The following is a 23,775-nucleotide window of genomic DNA, read 5'->3' as shown; positions in this document are numbered from 1 at the left end:
GAACGCGGCCCGAGCCTTCGGCAGCTCCTACCCGATCCCCTTGTCCCGCACAAGGCGCACTTGAGAAACAATATCGTTTATCATTGTTGCAAGTTTTTGCAATGCGACAGTGAGGAACCCTGCGAATGACGTTTCGAAATACCCTGCGCCGAGGCCTGACCTTCACCCTCCTCGGCCTGGCACTCGCCACTCCCCTCACCCAGGCTGCCGATGCGGTTTCCCTGACTCTCTACAACGGCCAGCACAAGGAAGTCGGCGACGCGATTGCCAAGGCTTTCGAAGCCAAGACCGGCATCCACGTCAACGTGCGCAAAGGCAGCAGCAACCAGCTCGCCAGCCAGATCATCGAAGAAGGCGACCGCTCCCCCGCCGATGTGATCTACACCGAAGAGTCGCCGCCGCTGAATAACCTCGGCGAACAGGGTCTGCTGGCCAAGGCCGATGACGCCACGCTGGCAGTTCTGCCGGAAAAATACGTCGCCGCCAATGGCACCTGGATCGGCGTTACCGCCCGCGTACGCGTGGTCGCGTTCAATCCGAAACTGATCGATGAAAAAGACCTGCCGAAATCGGTGATGGAATTTTCCGAGCCGCAGTGGCAGGGCAAGGTCGGCTTCGTTCCGACCAGCGGCGCCTTCCAGGAGCAGGCCGTAGCGATCATCAAGCTGCACGGTCGTGACGCCGCCGAAGAATGGCTGACCGGCCTGCGCGCATTCGGCAAGACCTACAGTAACAACATGGTCGCGCTCAAGGCGGTGGAAAACGGTGAAGTCGCCACCGTACTGGTGAACAACTACTACTGGTTCGCCCTGCAACGCGAGAAAGGCAAGCTCGATTCCAAATTGCATTACTTCACCGGCGGCGACGCTGGCGGCTTGATCACCGTGTCCAGCGCTGCCGTGCTGAAATCCAGCAAACACCCAAAAGAAGCCCAGCAATTCCTCGCCTTCATGGCCAGCGAAGAAGGTCAGCGCGTGATCACTCAGACCACCGCCGAATACCCGCTGCACAAAGGCATGGAATCGGATCGCGGTCTCAAGCCGTTCAGCGAACTGGAAGCGCCGAACGTCACCCCGGCGGATCTGGGCAACGCTGAAGAAGCGCTGGAACTGGAACGCGAAGTTGGCCTGAACTGATGGCAGCATCGTTATCGCCCCCCGCCGCGCGCGGGGGTTATGTGCCAAGGCGCAAGCGGCCGTCGATCTGGCTGGTGCTGCCGGTATTGCTACTGGTGGTACTGAGCCTGTTGCCACTGGCCTACGTCGGGGTGAAAGCCTGGCAGGCCGGCTGGGCCGAGGCGCTGCATTTGCTGTGGCGCCCGTATGTGTTTGGCCTGTTGCGCAACACCTTGGCACTGATGGTCGGCGTGACGATCACCTGCGCCGTGATCGGCCTGTCGCTGGCATGGCTACTGGAACGCAGCAATCTGCCGGGTCGACGCCTGTGGGGCGTGATCCTGTGCCTGCCGTTTGCGGTGCCGGCGTTTGTCAGCAGCTTCACCTGGGTGTCGCTGAGTGCACAGTTCGAAGGCCTCGGCGGAGCGATTCTGGTGATGAGCCTGTCGAAGTATCCGCTGATCTTCCTGCCAGTCGCGGCGACCCTGCGCAATCTCGATCCCTCTCTCGAAGAATCCGCCCGCACGCTGGGACAGAATCGCTGGGGCGTGTTTTTCCGCGTCACCCTGCCGCTGTTGTGGCCATCGCTGTTGGCCGGCTCGCTGCTGATTGCCCTGCACATGCTGGTAGAATTCGGCGCGCTGTCGATCATCGGTTTGCATACCTTTACCACGGCGATCTACCAGCAATTCGAACTGGAATTCAGTAACGCCAACGCAGCGATGCTTTCGGCGGTGTTGCTGGCGCTGTGCCTGCTGCTGTTGTGGCTGGAACTGCGGGTGCGCGGCAAGGGCCGGCATGTGCGCACTGGCCAAGGTGCAGCGCGACAGGCTGAGCAAGTAAAGCTTGGGCCATGGGCTGCGGCAGGTCAGTTGTATTGCCTGTTGCTGGCGATTATCGGCAGCGGCGTTCCGCTGGGGATGTTGGCCTACTGGCTGGCGGTCGGTTCGTCGGCAGCGTTCCCGGTAGCAGCAATCACTGAGGCGCTGTTGTCATCGCTGGCATTGTCGTTGGGCGGCGCGGCGTTGTGCCTGGCGCTGGCAGTGCCGGTCGGGCTGCTGGTGGTGCGCTACAAAGGCCAATTGGCAATCTGGGCCGAACGCCTGCCTTATCTGCTGCACGCGCTGCCGGGCCTGGTGATTGCGTTGACGCTGGTGTATTTCGCCCTGCATTACGTGCCGGTGCTGTATCAGACGTCGGGCTTGCTGCTGATCGCCTATGCGCTGCTGTTTCTGCCATTGGCGCAGGCGCCGATTCGTACGGCACTGAACAAGGCTGCACCGCAGCTGGAAGAAGCGGCGCGGACCTTGGGCGCATCGTCGTTCACGGCGTTTTGCCGGGTGACATTACCGATCATTTTCCCGGCACTGGGCGCGGCGTTTGCGCTGGTGTTTCTCGATGCGATGAAGGAATTGACGGCGACGTTGCTGCTCAGCCCAACCGGACTCAATACATTGGCGACCGAAGTCTGGGCGCATACGGCGAATGTCGAGTTTGCGGCGGCGGCGCCTTATGCGGCGTTGTTGATTGTGGTCTCGGGGCTGCCGGTTTATCTGCTGACGACGCGAATGTATCTGAGCCGCTGATACCGTTTTCGCGAGCAGGCTCGCTCCCACAATGGATTGAGTTTCCCTGTGGGAGCGAGCCTGCTCGCGAAGATGCCAGCCCGGATAACATCAAGCGCGGAACTGTCCCAGGCTAGCCTTCAACTGCGCCGCCAGACCATCCAGCACCTTGCCACTGGCCGTGGTTTCCACCACTGCCTGCGCCGCTTTCTCGGCCTGTGCATGAATCGTTTCGACGCGCCCACGCACTGCCTGTGCACCCTGCGCCTGATGTGCTGCTGCTTGCGTCGCCAGACCGATCGCCGCATGCACCTGCTCGACCGAAGCCTGCACCGATTGCTGCAAGCGCGCACTGTCGCGCAAGACCAGCAAACCTTCGCTGGCCTGTCGTCCGGCCTGGCCAATCGCCTCGACTGCCTCACGTGCGCCCTGTTGCAGAGCGACGATGTGCGCTTGAATATCGCCCGTCGAGCTCTGCGTTTTGCTCGCCAGTGCCCGCACTTCATCCGCCACCACGGCAAACCCACGCCCGGTTTCACCGGCCCGCGCCGCCTCGATCGCAGCGTTCAACGCCAGCAGGTTGGTCTGTTCGGCGATGCCGTGAATCACCGTCAGCACCACCTCAATCTGCTCGCTCTGCTGCGCCAGTCGCTCGATAACCTTCGCCCCGGTATCGACCTGCCCGGCCAGCGCTTCGATCAGGCTGCCAACCTTCGCCGAAGTCCGGGTGTTCTCATCGGTGGCCTGACGAATATCGACAACCTGCTTGAGCGCCGCCTGCATCGCCTGACTTTCCGACTGCGCCTCGTCTGCCATTTGCGACAGCGCGCGCAGGCTTTCTGCAACTTCATCGCGCTGCATTCCGGCAGCCGCATCGGCGCCAGCGTTGCGCAAAGTCATCGCGCCGATTTCCACGCCAGTGCGCTGAGCGACATCACCCGCCTCGCGTACGATCGGCTGCAATTTATCCACGAAGCGATTGACCGCTGAGGCCATGTCGCCGATTTCATCCTTGCTGTTGATCTGCACACGCTTGGTCAGATCACCCTCGCCTGCTGCCAGATCGTCCATCGCTGCATTGAGCATTTTCAGACGATTGACCACCCGATGACCGAGCACCACGGCCAGCAACAGCAGCACGCCGCAACCGACCAGTGCCAGGCCAAGGCCAATGCGCCAGCGAAGAGTGGCGGCAGCTTCCTGAACGGTTTGTGCGGTGTTGGCTTTCATTTCACCAGCGGTGGCTTGCGCCGATTGCAGGCGCGCCTGCATCGCTTTGGCGCTGTCCGCCGCTGCGCCTTTAAGGCTGTCGCCGACCAGTTGATCGCTGCTGGCAATCAGCGCCAGGAAGCGCTTGTCGAGCTCGGCCAGATCGGTTTCCACCGAGGCTGTGGACACACCCATCAGCACTTTGCCGATTTCCACGCCGTTGGGATTGATCGAGGCCTCGAGGTAGTAGACCGAAGGATCATTCTTCGCCGCATCCAGCACTTTATCCAGCGCGCGCTCGCCCTGACCTTTTTCCAGCAAGGCCTTGTTGATCGGGTTTTCACGGTTGAGATAACGGGTCAGATGCTGGCCGGTGGCGTCGTCATACACCACGAACAGCACGTTGGGATTGCGCTGGGCGCGGCGGGCGAACTCCGAGAGCGTCGGCACGTCGCTGTCCCACATGGCACGCGGCGCTACGGATGCAAGCAACTGCGCCATGTCGTTGGCCGAATCCTTCAGATCCTTTTCCAGCGTCGCTCGCAGCTGCGCCTGCTCTTCTTTCAGACGCGCGGACAGGCCGACCGTCAGGCGCTGACGAGTGCTGGCCGATAACGCATCAAGACTCGAAGTGACTTCACGCCCGGCCTGCTCCAGCTCACCGGAGAGCTTCTGGCTGTCGGCACCCAGGCGCACGGCCAGATCGGCTTCCAGCGCGGTCACCGTGCTCCGCGTCAGGGCAACCGCCACCAACACCTGCACCAAAAGGGCGATACCAAGGGTAACGAACACTGGCCGCAACAAACGGCTTTGTAACAGTGAGAGAACGGCTGACACTTTAAATCCCTCTACTTCTGACGCCATTAATTTGATGGCACTCTTGTAGACAGATTCACAGCAAAGGTCATGCCGTCCAACAGGCATAAACGACAAAGGCCCCGATTAAGGAGCCTTTGTTTTTTACATCAACGACTTATCAAGCAAACGGATGACGCAGAACGATGGTTTCGTTGCGGTCCGGGCCCGTCGAAATAATGTCGATCGGCGCGCCGATCAACTCTTCAACGCGTTTGATGTAGGCACGAGCATTGGCCGGCAGCTCTTCCAGGGTTTTTGCACCCACGGTCGATTCGCTCCAGCCTGGCACTTCTTCGTACACAGGCTGCAGGCCTACGTAGCTGTCAGCATCGGTCGGGGCAACAGCATTGCCTTGCGCGTCTTTGTAGCCGACGCAGATGTTGATGGTTTCCAGACCGTCGAGTACGTCCAGCTTGGTCAGGCAGATGCCCGAGATGCTGTTCACATCGATAGCGCGACGCAGGATGACGGCGTCAAACCAGCCGCAGCGACGGGCACGGCCGGTGGTAGCGCCGAACTCGTGACCCTGCTTGGCCAGGTGTGCACCGACTTCGTCAAACAGCTCGGTCGGGAACGGGCCGGAACCGACGCGAGTGGTGTAAGCCTTGGTGATGCCCAGGATGTAGTCGAGGAACATCGGGCCAACGCCCGAACCGGTCGCCACGCCACCAGCGGTGGTGTTGGAGCTGGTCACGTACGGGTAGGTGCCGTGGTCGATGTCGAGCAACGAACCTTGCGCGCCTTCGAACATGATGTCCTTGCCGGCACGACGCAGATCGTGCAGCTCGGCAGTCACGTCGAGCATCAGCGGCTTGAGCAGCTCAGCGTATTCCTTGCACTCGGCCAGGGTCTTTTCGAATTCGATGGCTGGCTCTTTGTAGTAACCGACCAGCATGAAGTTGTGGTAATCCACCAGTTCACGCAGCTTGTCTTCGAAGCGTGGCATGTTCAGCAGGTCGCCGACACGCAGGCCACGACGGGCAACCTTGTCTTCGTAAGCCGGGCCGATGCCGCGACCGGTGGTACCGATCTTCAGCTCGCCACGGGCCTTTTCACGGGCCTGGTCCAGCGCGACGTGGAAGGACAGGATCAGCGGGCAGGACGGGCTGATACGCAAGCGCTCGCGCACCGGTACGCCTTTCTCTTCCAGCTTGGTGATCTCGCGCAGCAGGGCGTCAGGTGCAACCACCACGCCGTTGCCGATCAGGCATTGCACGCCTTCGCGCAGCACGCCCGACGGAATCAGGTGCAAGACGGTTTTCTCGCCGTCGATCACCAGCGTGTGACCCGCGTTGTGGCCACCCTGGTAGCGCACTACGGCGGCAGCATGTTCGGTCAGCAGATCAACGATCTTGCCTTTGCCCTCATCACCCCACTGGGTGCCCAGGACTACGACATTCTTACCCATAACACTTGTCCTCATTCGCGCAAACTTGGTGCCGGCGATGGCCGGCAGGAAAACTCAAGAAGCCAGTGGCGATACTTGCCAAAGCCCGTTCTGCTGAATCAATTGCCGGTCGCAGTCCGCATCACGGGCGGCGGCCAATGGTTGTCCAGGCAAGGCCTGAACGACACGCTGACCCTCACTGCGCAACTGGCAAACCTGCTGCCAGAGTGCCGCATCCGTACTGTCAGGCATCCAGATACCGCCAGACGGTAGCTCGATCTCAGCACGCCCCAGGGTCACCAGGGTTTTCAAATCGGTAGAGAAACCAGTCGCCGGACGCGCGCGGCCGAAGTCAGCGCCGATGTCATCGTAACGACCGCCCTGAGCGATGGACTGGCCAACGCCCGGCACGAACACCGCGAACACCACACCGGTGTGGTAGTGGTAGCCGCGCAACTCGCCGAGGTCGAAATACAGCGGCAGCTGCGGGAAGCGCACGGAAAGACGTTCGGCGATCGCCAGCAGATCTTCCAGCGCCGCCAGCACCGGCGCCGGCGCATTGGCCAGACGCTCGCGGGCAGCGCTCAATACTTCACGGCCGCCGCACAGATCAACCAAGGCACGCAGCATCCCCGACAGATCGGCCGGGAGACCTTCGGTCAGGGTAATCACTTCATCGATGGCCTTGCGCTGCAGGGCATCGAACAACTGCTGCTCGACTTCACCGGACAGACCGGCGGCGCGCGCCAGACCACGGTAGATGCCAACATGGCCGAGGTCCATGTGCACGTCCGGCACATCGGCCAGTTGCAGCATGGCCAGCATCAGACTGATGACTTCGACGTCACTGCTCGGGCTGGCGTCGCCGTACAGCTCGGCGCCCAGCTGGATCGGGCTGCGCGAGGACGACAATGCACGCGGCTGGGCATGCAGGACGCTGCCGGCGTAGCACAGACGGCTAGGGCCTTCACGACGCAGGGTGTGCGCATCGATGCGCGCCACCTGCGGCGTGATGTCGGCGCGGAAACCCATCTGCCGGCCCGATTGCGGGTCGATGACCTTGAAGGTACGCAGATCCAGGTCCTGGCCCGCGCCGGTCAGCAGGGATTCCAGGTACTCGATATGGGGAGTCACGACGAACTCGTAACCCCAGCTCTGGAACAGATCCAACACCTGACGACGCGCGACTTCAATGCGCGCCGCCTCCGGTGGCAGTACTTCTTCGATGCCATCTGGCAGCAGCCAGCGGTCTACCGTTGCCATTACGCCATTCCCCTTTGATCCGGGCGGCCAGCACTAGGCGAGCCTTGAGTGAAGCAGAAAATGACCGGAGCGTTCAAAACGCACGCGCATGAACGACGCAGCGAAAGGCCGGCTGGCGGCTTCGCCCATCACTTTCCTCGAAAAACGCTCGGGCTATTCAAACCCGATGCCTGCAACAAAAACAGCAATCAAACGTGCAGACGCAAAAAAGCCGGGAATTTCCCGGCTGCCGCATCATACACACGTTTTCCGAAAGGATCACCCCGCCCGAGGTTTTAGCCGCCGGGCGGAATGATTCAGGTCAACGTCGTATCAAGGTTTGGCTTTTTCCAGGTAACGGAAGAAGTCGCTGCTTGGGTCGAGGACCAGGACGTCGGATTTGTTCGCGAAGCTTTCACGGTAGGCACGCAGGCTACGGTAGAAACCGTAGAACTCCTGATCCTGACCGTAGGCCTTGGAGTAGATCGCAGCTGCCTGGGCGTCACCGTCACCGCGAACCTCTTCGGATTCACGATAAGCTTCGGCCAGCAGCACGCGGCGTTGACGATCGGCGTCGGCACGGATGCCTTCGGCCAGCTCGTTACCCTTGGCGCGGTGCTCGCGAGCTTCACGCTCACGCTCGGTGCTCATACGCTCGAACACACTGCGGTTCACTTCCTTCGGCAGATCAATGGCCTTGACCCGGACATCAACCACTTCGATACCCAGCTCTTTTTCCGCCATCTTGTTCAGCGATGCAGTGATGTCAGCCATCAGCGCATCACGCTCACCCGACACCACTTCGTGCAGGGTGCGCTTGCCGAACTGGTCACGCAGACCGGACTCCAGACGACGGGACAGACGTTCGTCGGCGATCTGCTTCAGACCCGAAGTCGCGGTGTAGAAGCGCTCGGCATCTTTCACCCGCCACTTGGCGTAGGCATCGACCATCACGGCTTTCTTTTCCAGGGTCAGGAAGCGCTGCGTCGGCGCATCCAGCGTCAGCAGACGCGCATCGAATTTGCGCACCTGGTTGACGTAAGGCACTTTCACATGCAGACCCGGCTGGACATCCGCCTGAACCACACGACCGAATTGCAGCAGCACCGCGCGCTCGGTCTGAGCGACGATGTAGAAGCAATTCCAGCCCACCAGTACCACGACGACGCCAACGATCAGGGCGATCAGCGATTTATTGCTCATCAGCGGGTCTCCCTTGTACGCGTCTGCGGCACGTCAGTGACATGCGGCGTGACGTCCGTGTTGTTGCTGGCGGCCGAACCGGTCACCGGTGCGTTGCCCGAGCTGTTCTGGATCATTTTGTCCAACGGCAGGTAAAGCAGATTGCTCTGGCCGTTCTTGTTGCCGGTCACGAGTACCTTGCTGGTGTTGCTGAAGACTTCCTGCATGGTGTCCAGGTACAGACGTTCGCGGGTGACTTCAGGTGCCTTGCGATACTCGGCGACCAGCTTGGTGAAGCGATCGGCCTCACCCTTGGCGCGCGAGATGGTCTCGTCGCGATAACCGTTGGCATCTTCGATGATGCGCTGGGCCTGACCACGGGCTTCCGGCACCACACCGTTGGCATAGGTTTCAGCCTGGTTGCGCGAACGCTGCTCGTCTTCACGGGCGCGGATCACGTCATCGAAGGCTTCCTGTACTTCACGCGGTGCCGCTGCGCTCTGTACGTTGACCTGGGTGACGGTGATACCGGTGCGATAGGTATCGAGGAAACGTTGCAGACGCTCCTTGATTTCGCTGGCCATCAATTCACGACCTTCGGTCAGCACCTGGTCCATGGCGGTGGAACCGACCACGTGACGCAGCGCACTTTCAGTCGCGTGCTGCAGGCTGATTTCCGGCTGATCGACGTTCAGCACGAAGTCCTGCAGGTTGCTGATCTTGTACTGCACGGTCAGCGGCACTTCGACGATGTTCTCGTCTTCAGTCAGCATCTGGCCCTGCTTGGTGTACGCACGCTCACGCGTCACGTTCTCCATGTACTTCTTGTCGATCGGCGGGAAGTAGATGTTCAGGCCCGGGCCGACAGTCTCGTAGTACTTGCCGAAGCGCAGCACAACGGCTTGCTCCTGCTCGTCCACCACGTAGACCGCGCTGTACAGCCAGACAGCCGCCAGCACGACCAGGCCGATGCCGAGCAGACCGCCGAAGCCGCCACTGCTGCGCCCCGACCCGCCGCCGTCATCACCGCGTTTCTTACCACCACCGAACAACCCGTTCAGGCTTTCCTGCAGCTTTCGGAAGGCCTCGTCGAGATCCGGTGGCCCCTTGCGGTCGCCGTTATTGCGGCGCTTGCCACCCCAGGGATCCTGATTATTCGAGTTGCCACCCGGCTCATTCCAAGCCATAGCGCTCTCCATCTGATAAAGCAAAGACGCACCCACGGCGCGCCGACCAATGCTACAGAATGCCTGCCGTTGCGGCACAACCGCTTTGTCAGGCTTTTATTGCAAAGTGTGTTGCTCGATGAATTCCATCGGCTGCAATCCTTCGCGGCTTACCAATCGATTCAGCTCGATCCGGGGCAAACGAACGGCCAGCAGGCTGACACCTTCATCATCGTATTCTTCTTTCTGCACCGCCCCGAGTTCGAAGAACTGCGCACGCAGCCGAGCGAATCGTTGCGGCAAGCGCAAGGTACCGACGAACAGATCACTGCCGAGCAACTCGGCGATGGCCTGTTCAAGCAATTCCAGACCGCTGCCATCACGCGCCGAGAGCCAGACCCGTTGCGGCTTGCCATCGGCATCGCGCTGGATCTGCGGCTCGACGCCTTCAAGCAAATCGAGTTTGTTATAGACCTCGAGGATCGGCAAGTCCTGGGCACCAATCTCGCCCAGCACCACCATCACCTGCTCGATCTGCAACATGCGATCCGGTTCGGCTGCATCGATCACGTGCAACAGCAGGTCGGAGTTGCTCGACTCTTCGAGCGTAGACCGAAATGCCTCGACCAGCTTGTGTGGCAGGTGACGAATGAACCCCACGGTGTCGGCGAGGACGATCGGACCGAGGTCGTCAAGCTCCAGCCGGCGCAGGGTCGGGTCGAGCGTGGCGAACAACTGATCGGCCGCGTACACCTCGGACTTCGTCACGTTGTTGAAGAGTGTCGATTTGCCCGCGTTGGTGTATCCCACCAGCGAAACGGTAGGGATGTCCGCACGGGATCGGCCACGGCGCGACTGCTCGCGCTGACTGCGCACCTTCTCCAGCCGCCCCTTGATCTGACGCAGGCGAACCCGCAGCAGACGGCGGTCGGTTTCCAGCTGGGTTTCACCCGGACCGCGCATACCGATACCGCCACCCTGACGCTCAAGGTGAGTCCAGCCGCGAACCAGCCGCGTGCTCATGTGGTCAAGCTGGGCCAGTTCGACCTGAAGCTTGCCCTCATGGGTGCGTGCGCGTTGGGCGAAAATATCGAGAATCAGCCCGGTGCGGTCGATCACGCGACACTCGAAGACACGTTCAAGGTTGCGTTCCTGACTGGGCGTGAGGATGTGATTGAAAATCACCAGATCGGCTTCTTCAGCCTTGACCAGGTCGCGCAGTTCCTCGACCTTGCCGCTGCCGATCAGATATTTGGCGGTTGCCCGATGACGCGGCACGTTAAAAAACGCGACGGTCTCGGCGCCAGCCGAATTTGCCAACTCCTGAAACTCCTGCGGATCTTCGCGCGCCTCAGGGTCCTGTCCATCCAAGTGAACGAGGATGACTCGTTCACCACCACCGTGGCGCTCAAAGAACAAAGGAGACTCCTATCAGGCGTTACCCGGCGCTGCATCGGCATCGCCCTGTTCGTTTTCGGTTGCGCTAGGCAGACGAATTGGACGAACCGGCACGACGGTCGAGATAGCGTGTTTGTAGACCATCTGGCTTACGGTGTTTTTCAGCAGGATCACGAACTGGTCGAACGACTCGATCGTCCCTTGCAGCTTGATACCGTTGACCAGATAGATGGAAACCCCGACTTTCTCTTTACGTAAAGTGTTCAGGTAAGGGTCTTGTAGCGAATGCCCTTTTGACATGTGCCGCACTCCTTTAAGGATTCAATAATAAAAACAGGTAAATTCAGATGGCTTCGGCCGTCACACCCCCAAGGATAGACGGCAATTGCAAGGACTCAGCTCAATATGGAGATGGTCCCAAGGTATTTCAAGGCGCGTGGCAGATTGTCGCAATCAAGACTGTCCAGCCAATGCAAATCGTCCCAGCTGCGCAGCCAGGTAAACTGGCGTTTGGCCAATTGGCGCGTGGCGATGATGCCCCGCTCCTGCATCTGGGCCAATGTCAGCTTGCCGTCCAGGTAATCCCAGACTTGGCGGTAGCCTACCGCACGTATAGACGGCAACCCCGAATGCAGGTCACTTCTTTTACGCAGGGCTACGACCTCGTCGATGAATCCCTGTTCCAACATATTTGTGAATCTTTGTTCAATTCGCTGGTGCAGAACCTGACGATTCGCCGGAGCAATGGCCAGGTTCGCGACAGTATAGGGCAATTGTTGCCGTCCCGAAGCGGCTGCTTCAGTACTTAGCGCAGATTGTTGCTCGCGCAGGGCGGTCATGCTCTGCCCGCTGACTCGATACACTTCCAGTGCCCGACTCAAGCGTTGCGGATCATTGGGATGGATGCGCGCCGCCGACACCGGATCGATTTGCGCCAATTGATCGTGCAGGGCTTGCCAGCCGAGGCGTGCAGCTTCTTCCTCGATCTGCGCGCGGACCTCGGGATCGGCTGCCGGCATGTCCGCCAGACCTTCGACCAGAGCCTTGTAATAGAGCATGGTGCCGCCGACCAGCAGCGGGATCTTTCCTCGCCCAGTGATTTCGGCCATGGCCTGCAACGCGTCGCGACGGAAATCGGCAGCGGAATACGCTTCAGCGGGGTCGAGAATGTCGATCAGCCGGTGTGGGTATTCGGCGAGCAGTTCTTGCGAAGGCTTGGCCGTGCCGATGTCCATGCCGCGGTAGACAAGCGCCGAATCGACACTGATCAACTCGCACGGCAGCACCTTGGTCAGCTCGATGGCCAGATCGGTCTTGCCCGCAGCGGTCGGGCCCATCAGGAAAATCGCTGGAGGCAGCTGGCTCATCAGCGACCGCGCAGGAACAGTTTGTCCAGATCGTCCAGGCCCAATTGGGTCCAGGTCGGTCGGCCATGGTTGCATTGACCGCTGCGCTCGGTGTTTTCCATATCGCGCAGCAGACCGTTCATTTCCGGCAGGGCCAGACGCCGGTTGGCGCGGATCGCGCCGTGGCAGGCCATGGTGCCGAGCAGTTCGTTGAGGTGCGCCTGGATACGGTCACTGGTGCCGTATTCCATCAGGTCAGAGAGTACGTCGCCGACCAGTCGATTGGCTTCGGCCTGCTTGAGCAAAGCGGGAATCTGCCGGATCGCCAGGGTTTCCGGACCCAGGCGCTGCAATTCAAAACCAAGGCGCTGAAACCAAGCAGCGTGCTCTTCAGCACAATCGGCCTCGCGCTGACTGACCGCCAGCGACTCCGGCACCAGCAACGGCTGGCCACTGAGACCTTCGCTGGCCATGGCGATTTTCAGGCGCTCGTACATGATCCGCTCGTGGGCGGCATGCATGTCCACCAGCACCAGGCCGTGGGCGTTTTCGGACAAGATATAGATGCCTTTTAGCTGCGCCAGTGCATAGCCGAGCGGCGGAATATCTTCCTGACCGGTCGGCAGTGCGCTGGCATTGGCTTCAGGCAGCGGCGCGAAAAATTCCTTGTAAGCGGCTTGCGCCTCGGCAGCAGGCACCGCCGATTGCGGACGCGGCGTGTATTGATACTGATAAGCGCCGCCAGCGCTGGCGCCGGATGACGTGTTGAACGCCGGTTGCGCCTGCGGCTGCTCCAGCAGCGCATTGGCGGCCAGACGCATCTCGCCCTGTGGGCCAAACTCGCCCGCCTCGATCCCGCTCGGCCGAACGATCGCCGTGGTGACCGAGCCGGCCAATTGATCTTCCGGACGCACATCGCCCAGCGCACGGTGCAGCGTGCCATACAGGAAATCGTGGACCATGCGCCCGTCACGGAAACGCACTTCGTGTTTGGTCGGGTGCACGTTGACGTCTACCGCTGCGGGATCGACCTCGAAAAACAGCGCGAAGGTCGGGTGCCGACCATTGAACAGCACGTCGCGATAAGCCTGGCGTACCGCGTGGGCCACCAGTTTGTCGCGCACCGCACGGCCGTTTACGAAGAAATACTGCAAATCCGCCTGACTGCGGTTGAAGGTCGGCAAACCGACCCAGCCCCACAGGTGCAAGCCATTGCGTTCGATCTCGATCGGCAACGCCTGCTCAAGGAAACCCGAACCGCAGATCGCCGCCACACGCCGGGCGCGGGCTGCATCATCGTGGGCCTCGTGCAGGCTGAGGATGGTCTTGCCGTTGTGGCGCAGATGAAAAGCCACGTCGAAGCGCGCCAGCGCCAGACGCTTGATCACTTCCTGCAGGTGATCGAATTCGGTTTTTTCGGTCTTGAGAAATTTGCGCCGGGCCGGGGTGTTGAAGAACAGGTCGCGGACTTCCACCGAAGTGCCGACCGGATGCGCCGCCGGCTGCACGCGCGGCGCCATATCCCGGCCTTCGGTCTCGACCTGCCAGGCCTGATCGGCATCGCGGGTGCGCGAGGTGAGGGTCAGACGCGCCACGGAGCTGATCGACGCCAGCGCCTCGCCACGGAAACCCAGGCTCATCACCTGTTCGAGGTCTTCGAGGTTGCGAATCTTGCTGGTGGCGTGACGGGCCAGGGCGAGCGGCAGGTCATCGGCGGAAATACCGCTGCCGTCATCGCGCACGCGCAGCAACTTGACGCCGCCCTGCTCGACATCGACGTCAATACGCCTGGCGCCGGAGTCGAGGCTGTTTTCCAGCAACTCCTTGATCACCGAAGCCGGGCGCTCAACCACCTCACCAGCGGCGATCTGGTTCGCCAGTCGTGGGCTGAGCAGCTCGATGCGCGCAGTGTTCAATACCTGGTTCATTCTTTCGACGCCAGTTCGGTGCCTGGAATGGTCAGGTGCTGACCGACTTTCAGCTCATCGCTTTTCAGATTGTTGGCGGCGCGCAAGGTGGCCGGCGAAACCTGATAGCGCACGCCGATCATCGCCAGGGTTTCCCCCGGGCCGACACGGTGGTCGCGCGGGCCTTGGGCAATCTTGCCGGAATCACGCAGCCAGGCGATGTAGGTGCCCGGCGGCGGATTCTGCTGGAAGAACTGGCGTACGCCGCTGCTGATCGAACGGGCCAGCGCTTGCTGATGGCTCGACGCGGACAGCTTGTTCGCTTCGTTGGCGTTGGAAATGAAGCCGGTTTCAACCAGGATCGACGGAATGTCCGGCGACTTCAGCACCATGAACCCGGCTTGTTCCACACGCTGTTTGTGCAGCGGCGTAACGCGACCGATATTGGTCAGCACCTTCTGGCCGACGTTGAGACTGGAGGTCAGCGACGCAGTCATCGACAGGTCGAGCAACACGCCGGCGAGCATGCGGTCCTTGTCGTCGAGGCTGACGTTGCCGGCACCACCGATCAGGTCGGATCGGTTTTCACTGTCGGCCAGCCAGCGGGCGGTCTCGGAGGTAGCGCCACGATCGGACAGGGCGAACACCGAAGCACCGAAAGCGGCCGCGGACGGCGCAGCGTCGGCGTGGATCGAGACGAACAGGTCGGCGCCCTTCTTGCGGGCGATTTCGGTACGCCCGCGCAATGGAATGAAGTAGTCGCCGGTACGGGTCAGCTCGGCGCGGAAGCCTTTCATGCCGTTGACCTGACGCTGCAATTCGCGGGCGATCTGCAGCACCACGTCTTTCTCACGCTGGCCGCGCGAGCCGGACGCGCCCGGGTCTTCCCCTCCGTGGCCGGCATCGATCACGACGATAATGTCGCGCTTGCCAGCAGGGGCTGGCGGCAGCTTGATCGCCGGTTCGGTCGGAGTCACCGGCACCGCCGGCACGGTCGCCACCGATGGCGTCGGGGCTGGCGGCGGCGCGGCATCGGCCGGGTTGTCGAACAGATCGACCACCAGACGGTTGCCGTATTGCGCGTTCGGCGCCAGCGAGAAGCTTTTCGGGGTGACGGCTTTTTTCAGGTCGATGACCACCCGCAGGTCGGTCGGCGTGCGCTGGGCTGAGCGCATCGCGGTGATAGGCGTGTTCGCGGTCTGCACGTTCAACGGCGCGCCGAGGGTGGCGCCGTTGATGTCGATCACCAGCCGATCAGGGGCTGTCAGGGTGAAAACGCTGTGCTGCACCGGGCCGCTGAGGTCAAAGACCAGTCGCGTATTGTCCGGCGCACGCCACAGGCGCACGCTGTTGACCTTTGAATCGGCCACAGCGTTGACGGTTACTGCCATCAACATCAGTCCAGCGGCAGCCACCAACGCGCGAAAGCGCATACCAAACCCCATCATTTAATTGGATTCCAATGCCAAAGCGGCACACCAGGCCTCGCCACGCGAGCCCTGGGCTAAAATTTTCAGCGAACGCCCGCTGTCTTGCGGGCTAATGGTAATGGTCAGGTCAGGCTTTGGCAAAAAGCCTGCACCTTTATCGGGCCATTCGATCAGGCACAGGGCATCGTCTTCGAAGTAGTCGCGGATGCCGAGAAACTCCAGCTCCTCGGGATCGACCAAACGATAGAGGTCGAAGTGGAAGGCACGTATGTCACCGATCTCGTAGGGCTCGACCAATGTGAAGGTCGGACTTTTTACCGCGCCGACATGCCCCAGCCCACGAATGATGCCCCGTGACAGGGTGGTTTTGCCCATACCCAGATTACCTTCAAGAAAAATCAGGCCATGGCCCTGGGTGACGCGGGCGATCCGTGCGCCAAAGTCGCTCATTGCCTGTTCATCGGCCAGGTACAGGGTTACTTCAGACACGGTGCTTGCTCCTCCAACAACTGACGAATGGCTGGAATCAGATCACTGGCCGCCAGCCCACGGCCGAATTTGCCTTGTTGCATACCCGCGTTGGCGTGCAGCCAGACGGCCAGGCATGCCGCATCGAACGCGTCCATGTCTTGGGCCAGCAATGCGCCGGTCAGACCGGCCAGCACATCCCCCAACCCGCCCGTGGCCATCGCCGGATGGCCCTGATGACATAGGGCCAGACGCCCATCGGGATGGGCGATCAGACTGCCGGCCCCTTTCAGAACCACTACCGCTGAATACTTTTTGCTCAACGCCAGAGCAGCGGCCGGGCGATCGGCCTGCACCTCGGTGGTGCTGACGCCAAGCAAGCGCGCCGCTTCACCCGGATGCGGGGTGATCACGCAATCCTTGGGCAACTGGACAAAATCGCTGGCCAGCAGGTTCAACGCGTCAGCGTCCCACACTTGCGGCAACGCAGCATTGGCGGCCGCCGACAACAGGGCACGGCCCCAACTGGCCTGACCGAGACCCGGTCCGACCACCAGCACCGAAACCTTTTCCAGCAGCCCCATCAGTTGATTGGCTGACGAGGTGCCGAGCGCCATCGCCTCCGGCACCCGAGTCAGCGCCGCCGGCACATGCTCTGGGCGAGTCGCCAGCGAAACCATGCCCGCGCCGCCGCGCAAGGCCATTTCAGTGCTGAGCAGAATCGCTCCGCCGAACCCGTGATCGCCGCCGATCAGCAACACATGACCAAAGCGCCCCTTGTGTGAGGTCGGCGCACGCGGTGCAAGTGCTGGAAGATTAGCGGCGCTCAGGCGCTGAGCGCAGACAGGAATGTCACTGGAAATTTCGTCGGTGGCTTGCAGGTCGTTGAAGACCAGCTCACCGATATGATCCGCAGCATCACCGGTCAACAGCCCGACCTTCATACCAATGAAGGTCACCGTTAGATCGGCGCATACCGCGACACCCAGTTCACACCCGGTATCGGCACACAGCCCGGAAGGAATATCGACCGCCGCTACCGGCAAGCCGCAGGCGTTGATCGCCTTGATCGCCGATGCATAGGGCTCACGCACTTCGCCGCTCAGGCCAGTGCCGAGCAACGCATCGAGGACGACACCACGCAGCTCGCTTTGCGCCTGCCAGCCTTGCACCACAACACCAGCAGCCACCGATTCGGCATGGGCCAGTGCGGCATCGCCCTGCAAACGTTGCGGATCGCCGACGGCGAGAACGCGCACTGTCCAACCGGCCCGCAGCGCCAACCCGGCCACCAGATAACCGTCACCGGCATTGTTGCCGTGCCCGGCGAGCACCGTCAGTTCGTTCGCTGCCGGCCACCTGCGCACCAATGCACGCCATGTCGCGCGGGCGGCACGTTGCATCAATTCGAAGCCCGGCGTGCCGGCGGCGATCAGCCGCGCGTCGAGTTCGCGCACCTGCGCGGCGCGGTACAGCGCGTCGGGTAATTCATCTTTCGTCTGCGGCATGCGTCTTCGGGCTCCGATGTCTGGCAGAATTATACGCACCTCAGCTCCGGTTTCTCTCGCCTCATGTCCGCCATCACCACAGACCTGCCCGCCCTCGCCCAATCGATCAAGGATTGGGGCCGCGAGCTGGGCTTCCAGCAAGTCGGCATCAGCGGTCTGGACCTGGCCGAACACGAGCAGCATCTGCAGCGCTGGCTCGAGGCCGGCTACCACGGCGACATGGACTACATGGGCGCCCATGGCAGCAAACGCTCGCATCCCGAAGAGCTGGTGCCGGGCACGTTGCGCGTGGTTTCCCTGCGCATGGACTACTTGCCAGGCGATACCGAAATGGCCAAACGCCTGGCTGAGCCGGAGAAGGCTTACGTGTCGCGTTATGCCTTGGGCCGCGATTACCACAAATTGATCCGTAAACGTGTTCAACAATTGGCCGACAAGATCCAGGCGGAGATCGGCCCGTTCGGCTTTCGTGCGTTTGTCGACAGCGCACCGGTGCTGGAAAAAGCCATCGCCGAACAGGCTGGACTGGGCTGGATCGGTAAAAATACCTTGGTGTTGAACCGCAAGGCCGGCAGTTATTTCTTCCTGAGCGAACTGTTCGTCGACCTGCCGCTACCGGTGGACGAACCGCACAGCAGCGAACATTGCGGGCGTTGCACCGCATGCCTGGATATCTGCCCGACCAACGCCTTTGTCGGCCCGTACGTGCTGGACGCCCGGCGCTGCATCTCCTATCTGACTATCGAACTGAAGACCGCCATCCCCGAAGACCTGCGTCCGCTGATCGGCAATCGGGTGTTTGGCTGCGATGACTGCCAGATCGTCTGCCCATGGAACCGCTTCGCTCGGCCGACTGGAGAAAGCGATTTCAAGCCACGGCACAATCTCGATAATGCCGAGCTGGCTGAACTGTTCATGTGGGATGAAGAAAAGTTCTTGAACAGCACCGAAGGTTCACCGTTGCGGCGTGCCGGGTACGAGCGCTGGTTACGCAATCTGGCGGTGGGACTGGGGAATGCGCCTTCATCGATTCCTGTGCTGGAAGCGTTGAAGGCGCGACGTGATTATCCGTCAGAGTTGGTCAGGGAACATGTCGAGTGGGCACTGGAACAGCACGCCCACCGCGCGCTCGCAAAACCGGCAAGCGCACTGTTCAAATCGTAGCCGGGCCTTGAGTGTTCCTGCTTTCGCTTTGTATCGTTTCGTTGCGTGCTCCGACTTACTTTTTTTCCTTTAAATGACCACCCAGCTGGTTGATGACCGCGATCCGCTCCTTGGCGTTTTCGGTCATATATATTCGGTCTCCTTGCGACAGATAAAGATGCATCGGCTTTGATGCTGAGCCGGATGGACCATGCATGGGCGTGTATTTGGCATGAATCAGCGCTGCAGAAGACGTCGGGGAGTTACCCGCCTCAATGTGCTGCATGAAAGTTTCGGCCTTTTCAAGCAAGCCGGTAAGGCCCTCTTTCTCAAGGATGTTCTTTTTGGGGTCGACCCTGACGAGTGACCATGGTTTCTCGGCCTCTTCCTGAACGGCCGCGCTGGCCTTCGCCTTCGCCTTGGCCGCCGCCTTGTTTCCCTTACCCTTGATCATGCCTCGGGCCATCTCTTGACCCGCTGCCTTGGAGCCTTTACTACTCAGGCCCTGCTTGAAGGCGCCAGCCAGTTTCCTGCCAGCATTGATGCCCGCTTTGGCACCAGCTGCCAGCCCTGCCCCCACCGAAGCCAGCCCAAGACCAAAACTGATCCAGCCCAATATCTCGCCCGCTTGAGAACCCGGTGCGAGTTCATTGACCACCTCGCTGGCAATACCCGCCAGGCCTGAAGCAACCGCCAGCCCCAATGCCGCCACTGCCCATGGCGTCGCCGCGCCCATCGTCACCACGCTGGCAACAATTCCGAGAACACTGAGGCCGATGCCCAGGATCGATTGCCAGGAGATATGCCCGGTAGGGTCGACACGATTGACAGGGTCGCCCAGGCAATAACTGTAGGCATTCAATCCGCCCGCGCCAAATGGACTCATGCTGTCGGGGGCGAGAAAGCGCATCAGTGTCGGACTATAAGCCCTGTAACCGTTGCCCAGCAGATACAGCCCGGTAACCGGATCCAGCTGTTCGCCGTTGAACCCTGCCACGCTGAACAATCCACCTTCGGCGGGACGATGCCCATAAGGGCTGTAGGCGCAATCGGTGAGCTGCTCCTTGCCCAGCGTTGCCAGCACACTTTGCTGCTGATCGGTGGCGTATAGCTGCGCGTCGGGGTTCAACCCCGATTGCTGTTGCCCCACGAGCGCTCCACCGTGACGCACAACACTGGTTGAACTTTCACCACTCACCTCGTTGGCAACCCGGCCTGCGTAGTAGTAACGCTGCACAATTGTTTTTTCGGCTTGCGACAGCTCCACCAGATCGTCGAAACCGTCGTAATGGTAGCCACGAATCACTGATCCCCCTGCGCTGGACAACTGCTCGAGACGTCCGAACGCGTCATAGGCCAGCGTTCGCGCCTGGTCGTCCTTGATCATCCTGCCGTTGGCGTCGTATTCCAGCGTCACTGCCGAGGGATAGTCGACGTGGGAATGTTTGACGGCGCTGAGCTGTGCAGGATCAGGATTGTCGTAACTGAAGGTGGTCAGATTCACCCCCAGCGGGAACTTCGTCTGCACGGTGAGGATGTTATCCAATGCATCGAAGGTGAATGTCTGGCGGACAATTTCCTTGCCATACGGATCGCGCGGCTTTTGCGTGCCGGCACAGTCGTACTGGATCAAGCGCCCGCGCACATCGTAGGTGAACTGTTCATCACGTAAAAGTTGAGTGCCACGTCTGGACACTTTCTGCGCCAGTTTGCCAGCCAGCGTGTAAGTCGATTCCAGGGTCTGGTCTGGCTGACCCTGAATCTCGAAAGTACGGCGGGTTTCACGCCCGATATCGTCATAGGCAAACCGGGTGATCATTTGACGCTTGATGGACGTTTCTTCGGTTTGCGTCCAGTCCAGCATCCCCGTCTGCGCGTCGTAGTGGAATTCGGTTTTAAGCGAGCCTTGAGAGGTGGATAGCAGGCGGCCGTGCTTATCGTATTCGGATGTGCTTTCGACTCCGAGCACATCGACATGGGCGATCGGTCGCCCCTGCAGGGACCAGGTACTGGAGGTTGCTTTGGTGATAGCGCCGAGGGTCGTCGTTTCGGTTTTCACACGCCCGGAGGGGTGATAGGCGAAATTGCGCTCTCTGCCGTTTTCGGTACAGGTCAAGGGATTGCCACTGAGGGGGTCATACGTCATGGTCGTGACCAGATCCCCTGCCTTGCGCTCAGTCAGCAGGCCGCCCAGTTCCCGCAAATAAGTGAATTCGGTTTTTTTGCCATCAGCACTCCTGTACCACTGCGGCTGGGTGAAGCCCGCTTCATAACCAGCCTCGGACTTACGTCCGCCCACGGTACTTCGGATCAAGCGACCCAGACCGTCATAAGTTTGCTGCCCCAACACTTTGTCAGCGACCTTGATGTTGATCGGCAGACCTTCATCACTATGCCCGGCGTAGTCGGTCACGACCGCAGTGGCGTCGGGCAGGACACTGCGGGTTATCCGGTCAAAAACGTCGTACTCATATCGACTGGTATTGCCGACAGGGTCTGTCTGACTGGTTGTGCGCCCGTAACCGTCATAGGTGTAAACGGTTTTGCCGAGACTCTTGTTCTTCAGATTGAAGCTCTCGACGCTCAGCGGTTTACCGAAATCATTGACGAGGGTGATCGTCTTGCCCATCCCCTGGAACCAATGGGTCTGCCGGCGAAGAACCGGGTCCGCCTCGCTGTGTTCGATACGCCCATCATCGTGCAGCGTCTTGCTGACCTGGCCCCAGGAATCGAATTCGTAGCCGGTGCTGACCGGATAAGGCTTGCCATCACGCCAATCAGTCAGCGTCACTTTCACCTTGTGGCCGACCGAATCATGCAGCGCAGAATAAAGCGTGCGTGTCTGAATCAGACCGTCCTTGTCGGGATGGTCGCAGTCCTTTTCATGAACGGTGATCACCCGTTCCATCCCGTCATAAGTCACTTTTTGCTCGCCGCCAGCAGGATCCGTGGTCACCATTGTCGCCGGATGCTGTTTGCTGGCAGCCAGATAGGTCCACCGGGTAACGGCCGCATATGGGGTGCCGCCAGCAACCGTTTTGCCCACTGCCCGACCGATTGCGTCGTACTCATGCTCGATGTGCTCGCCATCGACACCGACTTCAGAGACCTGTAATCCGGTCAGCGTCGACAGCACTTTCTCACTGGTCTGCAGCGTGCCGTCAAATCCGCGCGTGCTGGACCTGACTCGCAAACTGTCACCCTCAAGCTCATAGGAAAATTCGATAGCGGTTTTTTTATCATTCAGAACGACACTTTGCTCTTTCGTGGCTCCATGCTTGAGTGGATCCCCGGGCGTATTCAAATAACTGCGTGCGGTTTTCGAACGCAATACCTCAACGCCTTCCAACACTTCACAAAAACGCTCCTCGACCGGTAACACGGATGCCAGTTCCGCACCGTCCAGCGCCGGATGCAGCGCGTAGTCGTAGTAGGTGACTGTCGAAGCACCATCGGATGCGGCAGCAGTCACCGTCCTCTTTTTCGGAAATCTGGAAAAGCCCAGCGGATCCTCTGGGCAGTTATCTCCACCACTGGCCGGATAAAATTCCGTGGTCGTCGTCACCCCAGTGGGCTCGACCTGCTTGAGCAAGTTACCTTCGTCATCGAACTCGGTGACGGTGATTTCCACACGCTGCTGTTGGGTGCGCCGATCGAGGTACGTCACCGTGTGGACCTTAGGCATGCGGAACTGAGCAACCTGCTCACTGAATGGCTTGGTAATGGAACAGTGATACTCCGTGGTGGTGGCGATCTGAGCGTCACCACAGGTTGTAACCTCAGCCACCAACAGATGGAATTTGTTGTAGGTGCGTTTGATGCGGGTATGTACTTTGCCGCTGACCAGCAAGTGCTCGTCCGAGGTGTAGACGTAGTGGCCGGGCGCAAGATAGAGAGGATCCAGGTCACTATCCTTGGCAGGAAGGAGGCCCTGCCCAAGGAAGTTATGGTCGGAGTACGTGTAAGTCTTGCAAAGTCGGGGCTGGCCGCGCCCTGGGTAGACATCGTGAGCAATCACAAACGGCAGTGTCCGTTCCACACCGCTGATGAAGCGGTGGCCGTGCCGCTTGTAGCGAATGATTTCGACCCCGCGCAGCGGATTGACGATGCGATGAACATAGCTGGCCCCGGCGATGACTTCATACTCAAGGTCCCAACCCTTACCAACCGGCAGCTCGATGGCCGTCACTCGAGAGTTTTTCAAGATCAGCTTGTAGTTGGAACTGGAAGTAGTATCGGGATGCCGGGACAGCGTCACCTGACCTGCCGCGCGGGTGATTTTCAACAGGCAGCGCTTGGCATCACGGACTTCGGCCAATCGGGGAAACTGGTTGAACAACTCATGCTTCAGGGTAATGCTCACACCGTTCGCCGCTATTATTTTTTCCGCGACGGCGACCTGAGTGCCGGCCAGGACTTTGAGCAGTTCACGCCGGCCATCCTTGTATCGAACTTCATAGCGTCCTGCTCCAGCGACTGACACTTTCGCCGTTTGCAGTTTCATTTCCTTGAACTTCAGACCGGTAGACGTCTCGACAGCCTTGTAGCGCTCACCGTTGGACAAGGTCATCACTTTGCTGCGCAAGTCATAATTGGTCAGTGTCAAAGACCAGCCAACGCCGAACCCGCTATCCGCCTGATTGAGCGGATTAAAGCCCACTGAAAGTGCAAGCTCCGGACCATTGAGATCCGCCGAGTGCACCTTGCCAAGCGAAAATGCGCAGGTGTACATGCCCGTGCGGGGATCAACGCCTCCTGAAACAAATTCACCAAAGTTGAAAGCGTTGGAGTGAACAGCGGAAGATGAATTACTTTCCATAGAAAAATATCCTTTATTCCAGGTGCAAATTT

Annotated in this window: 17 protein-coding genes; 4 read left to right on the top strand and 13 right to left on the bottom strand. The window is 60.3% G+C overall.

Annotated elements, in window-relative coordinates; translation table 11 throughout:
- The first annotated feature begins 125 nt into the window (after positions 1-125).
- Positions 126-1,136 (top strand): extracellular solute-binding protein, encoded by a 1,011-nt coding sequence (locus ASG55_RS14085; protein ID WP_016771941.1) that lies wholly within the window; start codon positions 126-128, stop codon positions 1,134-1,136.
- Positions 1,136-2,701: an ABC transporter permease gene (locus ASG55_RS14080; RefSeq protein ID WP_056787560.1), complete on the top strand. Its 1,566-nt coding sequence runs from the start codon at positions 1,136-1,138 to the stop codon at positions 2,699-2,701. Before ASG55_RS14085 ends, ASG55_RS14080 begins: the two co-directional genes overlap by 1 nt.
- Before the next feature lie 90 nt (positions 2,702-2,791).
- Here ASG55_RS14080 and ASG55_RS14075 read toward each other — a convergent pair whose 3' ends face one another.
- From ASG55_RS14075 to ASG55_RS14065, 3 genes are all read right to left on the bottom strand, one after another.
- Positions 2,792-4,726 carry a methyl-accepting chemotaxis protein gene (locus ASG55_RS14075; protein ID WP_041480726.1) on the bottom strand — a complete coding sequence of 645 codons (1,935 nt, stop codon included), beginning with the start codon at positions 4,724-4,726 and terminating at the stop codon, positions 2,792-2,794.
- A gap of 139 nt (positions 4,727-4,865) precedes the next feature.
- Entirely contained in the window at positions 4,866-6,155 is a 1,290-nt protein-coding gene (locus tag ASG55_RS14070) for an adenylosuccinate synthase (protein WP_016771943.1), read from the bottom strand.
- Between the two features lie 54 nt (positions 6,156-6,209).
- Complete coding sequence (locus ASG55_RS14065; RefSeq protein ID WP_016771944.1) at positions 6,210-7,397, bottom strand: ATP phosphoribosyltransferase regulatory subunit; 1,188 nt, start codon at positions 7,395-7,397, stop codon at positions 6,210-6,212.
- Between the two features lie 88 nt (positions 7,398-7,485).
- Between ASG55_RS14065 and ASG55_RS26850 the strand changes: the two genes are divergently transcribed.
- Positions 7,486-7,692: a hypothetical protein gene (locus tag ASG55_RS26850; RefSeq protein ID WP_143497950.1), complete on the top strand. Its 207-nt coding sequence runs from the start codon at positions 7,486-7,488 to the stop codon at positions 7,690-7,692.
- 17 nt (positions 7,693-7,709) lie between these two features.
- On the opposite strand, the gene hflC is transcribed toward ASG55_RS26850, so the two are convergent.
- The 9 genes from hflC to ASG55_RS14020 form a co-directional block, all read right to left on the bottom strand.
- On the bottom strand, positions 7,710-8,579 hold the full coding sequence (gene hflC, locus ASG55_RS14060) for a protease modulator HflC (RefSeq protein ID WP_016771945.1): 870 nt from the start codon (positions 8,577-8,579) through the stop codon (positions 7,710-7,712).
- Entirely contained in the window at positions 8,579-9,745 is a 1,167-nt protein-coding gene (hflK, locus tag ASG55_RS14055; RefSeq protein WP_024011368.1) for an FtsH protease activity modulator HflK, read from the bottom strand. Before hflK ends, hflC begins: the two co-directional genes overlap by 1 nt.
- A gap of 96 nt (positions 9,746-9,841) precedes the next feature.
- Positions 9,842-11,143 (bottom strand): ribosome rescue GTPase HflX, encoded by a 1,302-nt coding sequence (gene hflX, locus ASG55_RS14050; RefSeq protein WP_056787559.1) that lies wholly within the window; start codon positions 11,141-11,143, stop codon positions 9,842-9,844.
- A 12-nt stretch (positions 11,144-11,155) separates the two neighbouring features.
- Positions 11,156-11,422, bottom strand: coding sequence for an RNA chaperone Hfq (hfq, locus tag ASG55_RS14045; protein ID WP_016771947.1), 267 nt, complete (start codon positions 11,420-11,422; stop codon positions 11,156-11,158).
- 95 nt (positions 11,423-11,517) lie between these two features.
- On the bottom strand, positions 11,518-12,489 hold the full coding sequence (gene miaA / locus ASG55_RS14040) for a tRNA (adenosine(37)-N6)-dimethylallyltransferase MiaA (protein WP_056787556.1): 972 nt from the start codon (positions 12,487-12,489) through the stop codon (positions 11,518-11,520).
- Entirely contained in the window at positions 12,489-14,396 is a 1,908-nt protein-coding gene (gene mutL, locus ASG55_RS14035; protein WP_056787553.1) for a DNA mismatch repair endonuclease MutL, read from the bottom strand. Before mutL ends, miaA begins: the two co-directional genes overlap by 1 nt.
- Positions 14,393-15,772: an N-acetylmuramoyl-L-alanine amidase gene (locus ASG55_RS14030; protein WP_370593506.1), complete on the bottom strand. Its 1,380-nt coding sequence runs from the start codon at positions 15,770-15,772 to the stop codon at positions 14,393-14,395. The genes mutL and ASG55_RS14030 overlap by 4 nt, the downstream gene beginning before the upstream one ends.
- 51 nt (positions 15,773-15,823) lie before the next feature.
- Complete coding sequence (tsaE, locus tag ASG55_RS14025) at positions 15,824-16,294, bottom strand: tRNA (adenosine(37)-N6)-threonylcarbamoyltransferase complex ATPase subunit type 1 TsaE (protein WP_016771950.1); 471 nt, start codon at positions 16,292-16,294, stop codon at positions 15,824-15,826.
- Positions 16,282-17,781 (bottom strand): bifunctional ADP-dependent NAD(P)H-hydrate dehydratase/NAD(P)H-hydrate epimerase, encoded by a 1,500-nt coding sequence (locus ASG55_RS14020; RefSeq protein WP_056787551.1) that lies wholly within the window; start codon positions 17,779-17,781, stop codon positions 16,282-16,284. The genes tsaE and ASG55_RS14020 overlap by 13 nt, the downstream gene beginning before the upstream one ends.
- Before the next feature lie 63 nt (positions 17,782-17,844).
- Here ASG55_RS14020 and queG point away from each other — a divergent pair, with 63 nt between their 5' ends.
- A complete protein-coding gene (gene queG, locus ASG55_RS14015) occupies positions 17,845-18,945 on the top strand; it encodes a tRNA epoxyqueuosine(34) reductase QueG (RefSeq protein WP_056787548.1) in 1,101 nt (366 codons plus the stop codon).
- Between the two features lie 55 nt (positions 18,946-19,000).
- Here queG and ASG55_RS14010 read toward each other — a convergent pair whose 3' ends face one another.
- Positions 19,001-23,743, bottom strand: a complete 4,743-nt coding sequence (locus ASG55_RS14010; RefSeq protein WP_082530297.1) for an RHS repeat domain-containing protein — start codon at positions 23,741-23,743, stop codon at positions 19,001-19,003.
- Positions 23,744-23,775: the final 32 nt, after the last annotated feature.

The organism is Pseudomonas sp. Leaf434, from assembly GCF_001425545.1.
Lineage (GTDB): Bacteria > Pseudomonadota > Gammaproteobacteria > Pseudomonadales > Pseudomonadaceae > Aquipseudomonas > Aquipseudomonas siliginis.
This window is presented reverse-complemented; position numbering and strand designations above follow the sequence as displayed.

What these genes read in the sequence shown, in the direction of transcription:
- ASG55_RS14030 (WP_370593506.1), bottom strand. Translation starts at nt 15,772, where the DNA reads ATGTTGATGGCAGTAACCGTCAACGCTGTGGCCGATTCAAAGGTCAAC.
- ASG55_RS14065 (WP_016771944.1), bottom strand. Translation starts at nt 7,397, where the DNA reads ATGGCAACGGTAGACCGCTGGCTGCTGCCAGATGGCATCGAAGAAGTA.
- ASG55_RS14020 (WP_056787551.1), bottom strand. Translation starts at nt 17,781, where the DNA reads ATGCCGCAGACGAAAGATGAATTACCCGACGCGCTGTACCGCGCCGCG.
- ASG55_RS14070 (WP_016771943.1), bottom strand. Translation starts at nt 6,155, where the DNA reads ATGGGTAAGAATGTCGTAGTCCTGGGCACCCAGTGGGGTGATGAGGGC.
- hflC (WP_016771945.1), bottom strand. Translation starts at nt 8,579, where the DNA reads ATGAGCAATAAATCGCTGATCGCCCTGATCGTTGGCGTCGTCGTGGTA.
- miaA (WP_056787556.1), bottom strand. Translation starts at nt 12,489, where the DNA reads ATGAGCCAGCTGCCTCCAGCGATTTTCCTGATGGGCCCGACCGCTGCG.
- hfq (WP_016771947.1), bottom strand. Translation starts at nt 11,422, where the DNA reads ATGTCAAAAGGGCATTCGCTACAAGACCCTTACCTGAACACTTTACGT.
- queG (WP_056787548.1), top strand. Translation starts at nt 17,845, where the DNA reads ATGTCCGCCATCACCACAGACCTGCCCGCCCTCGCCCAATCGATCAAG.
- ASG55_RS14080 (WP_056787560.1), top strand. Translation starts at nt 1,136, where the DNA reads ATGGCAGCATCGTTATCGCCCCCCGCCGCGCGCGGGGGTTATGTGCCA.
- ASG55_RS14010 (WP_082530297.1), bottom strand. Translation starts at nt 23,743, where the DNA reads ATGGAAAGTAATTCATCTTCCGCTGTTCACTCCAACGCTTTCAACTTT.
- ASG55_RS26850 (WP_143497950.1), top strand. Translation starts at nt 7,486, where the DNA reads ATGAACGACGCAGCGAAAGGCCGGCTGGCGGCTTCGCCCATCACTTTC.
- hflK (WP_024011368.1), bottom strand. Translation starts at nt 9,745, where the DNA reads ATGGCTTGGAATGAGCCGGGTGGCAACTCGAATAATCAGGATCCCTGG.
- ASG55_RS14085 (WP_016771941.1), top strand. Translation starts at nt 126, where the DNA reads ATGACGTTTCGAAATACCCTGCGCCGAGGCCTGACCTTCACCCTCCTC.
- mutL (WP_056787553.1), bottom strand. Translation starts at nt 14,396, where the DNA reads ATGAACCAGGTATTGAACACTGCGCGCATCGAGCTGCTCAGCCCACGA.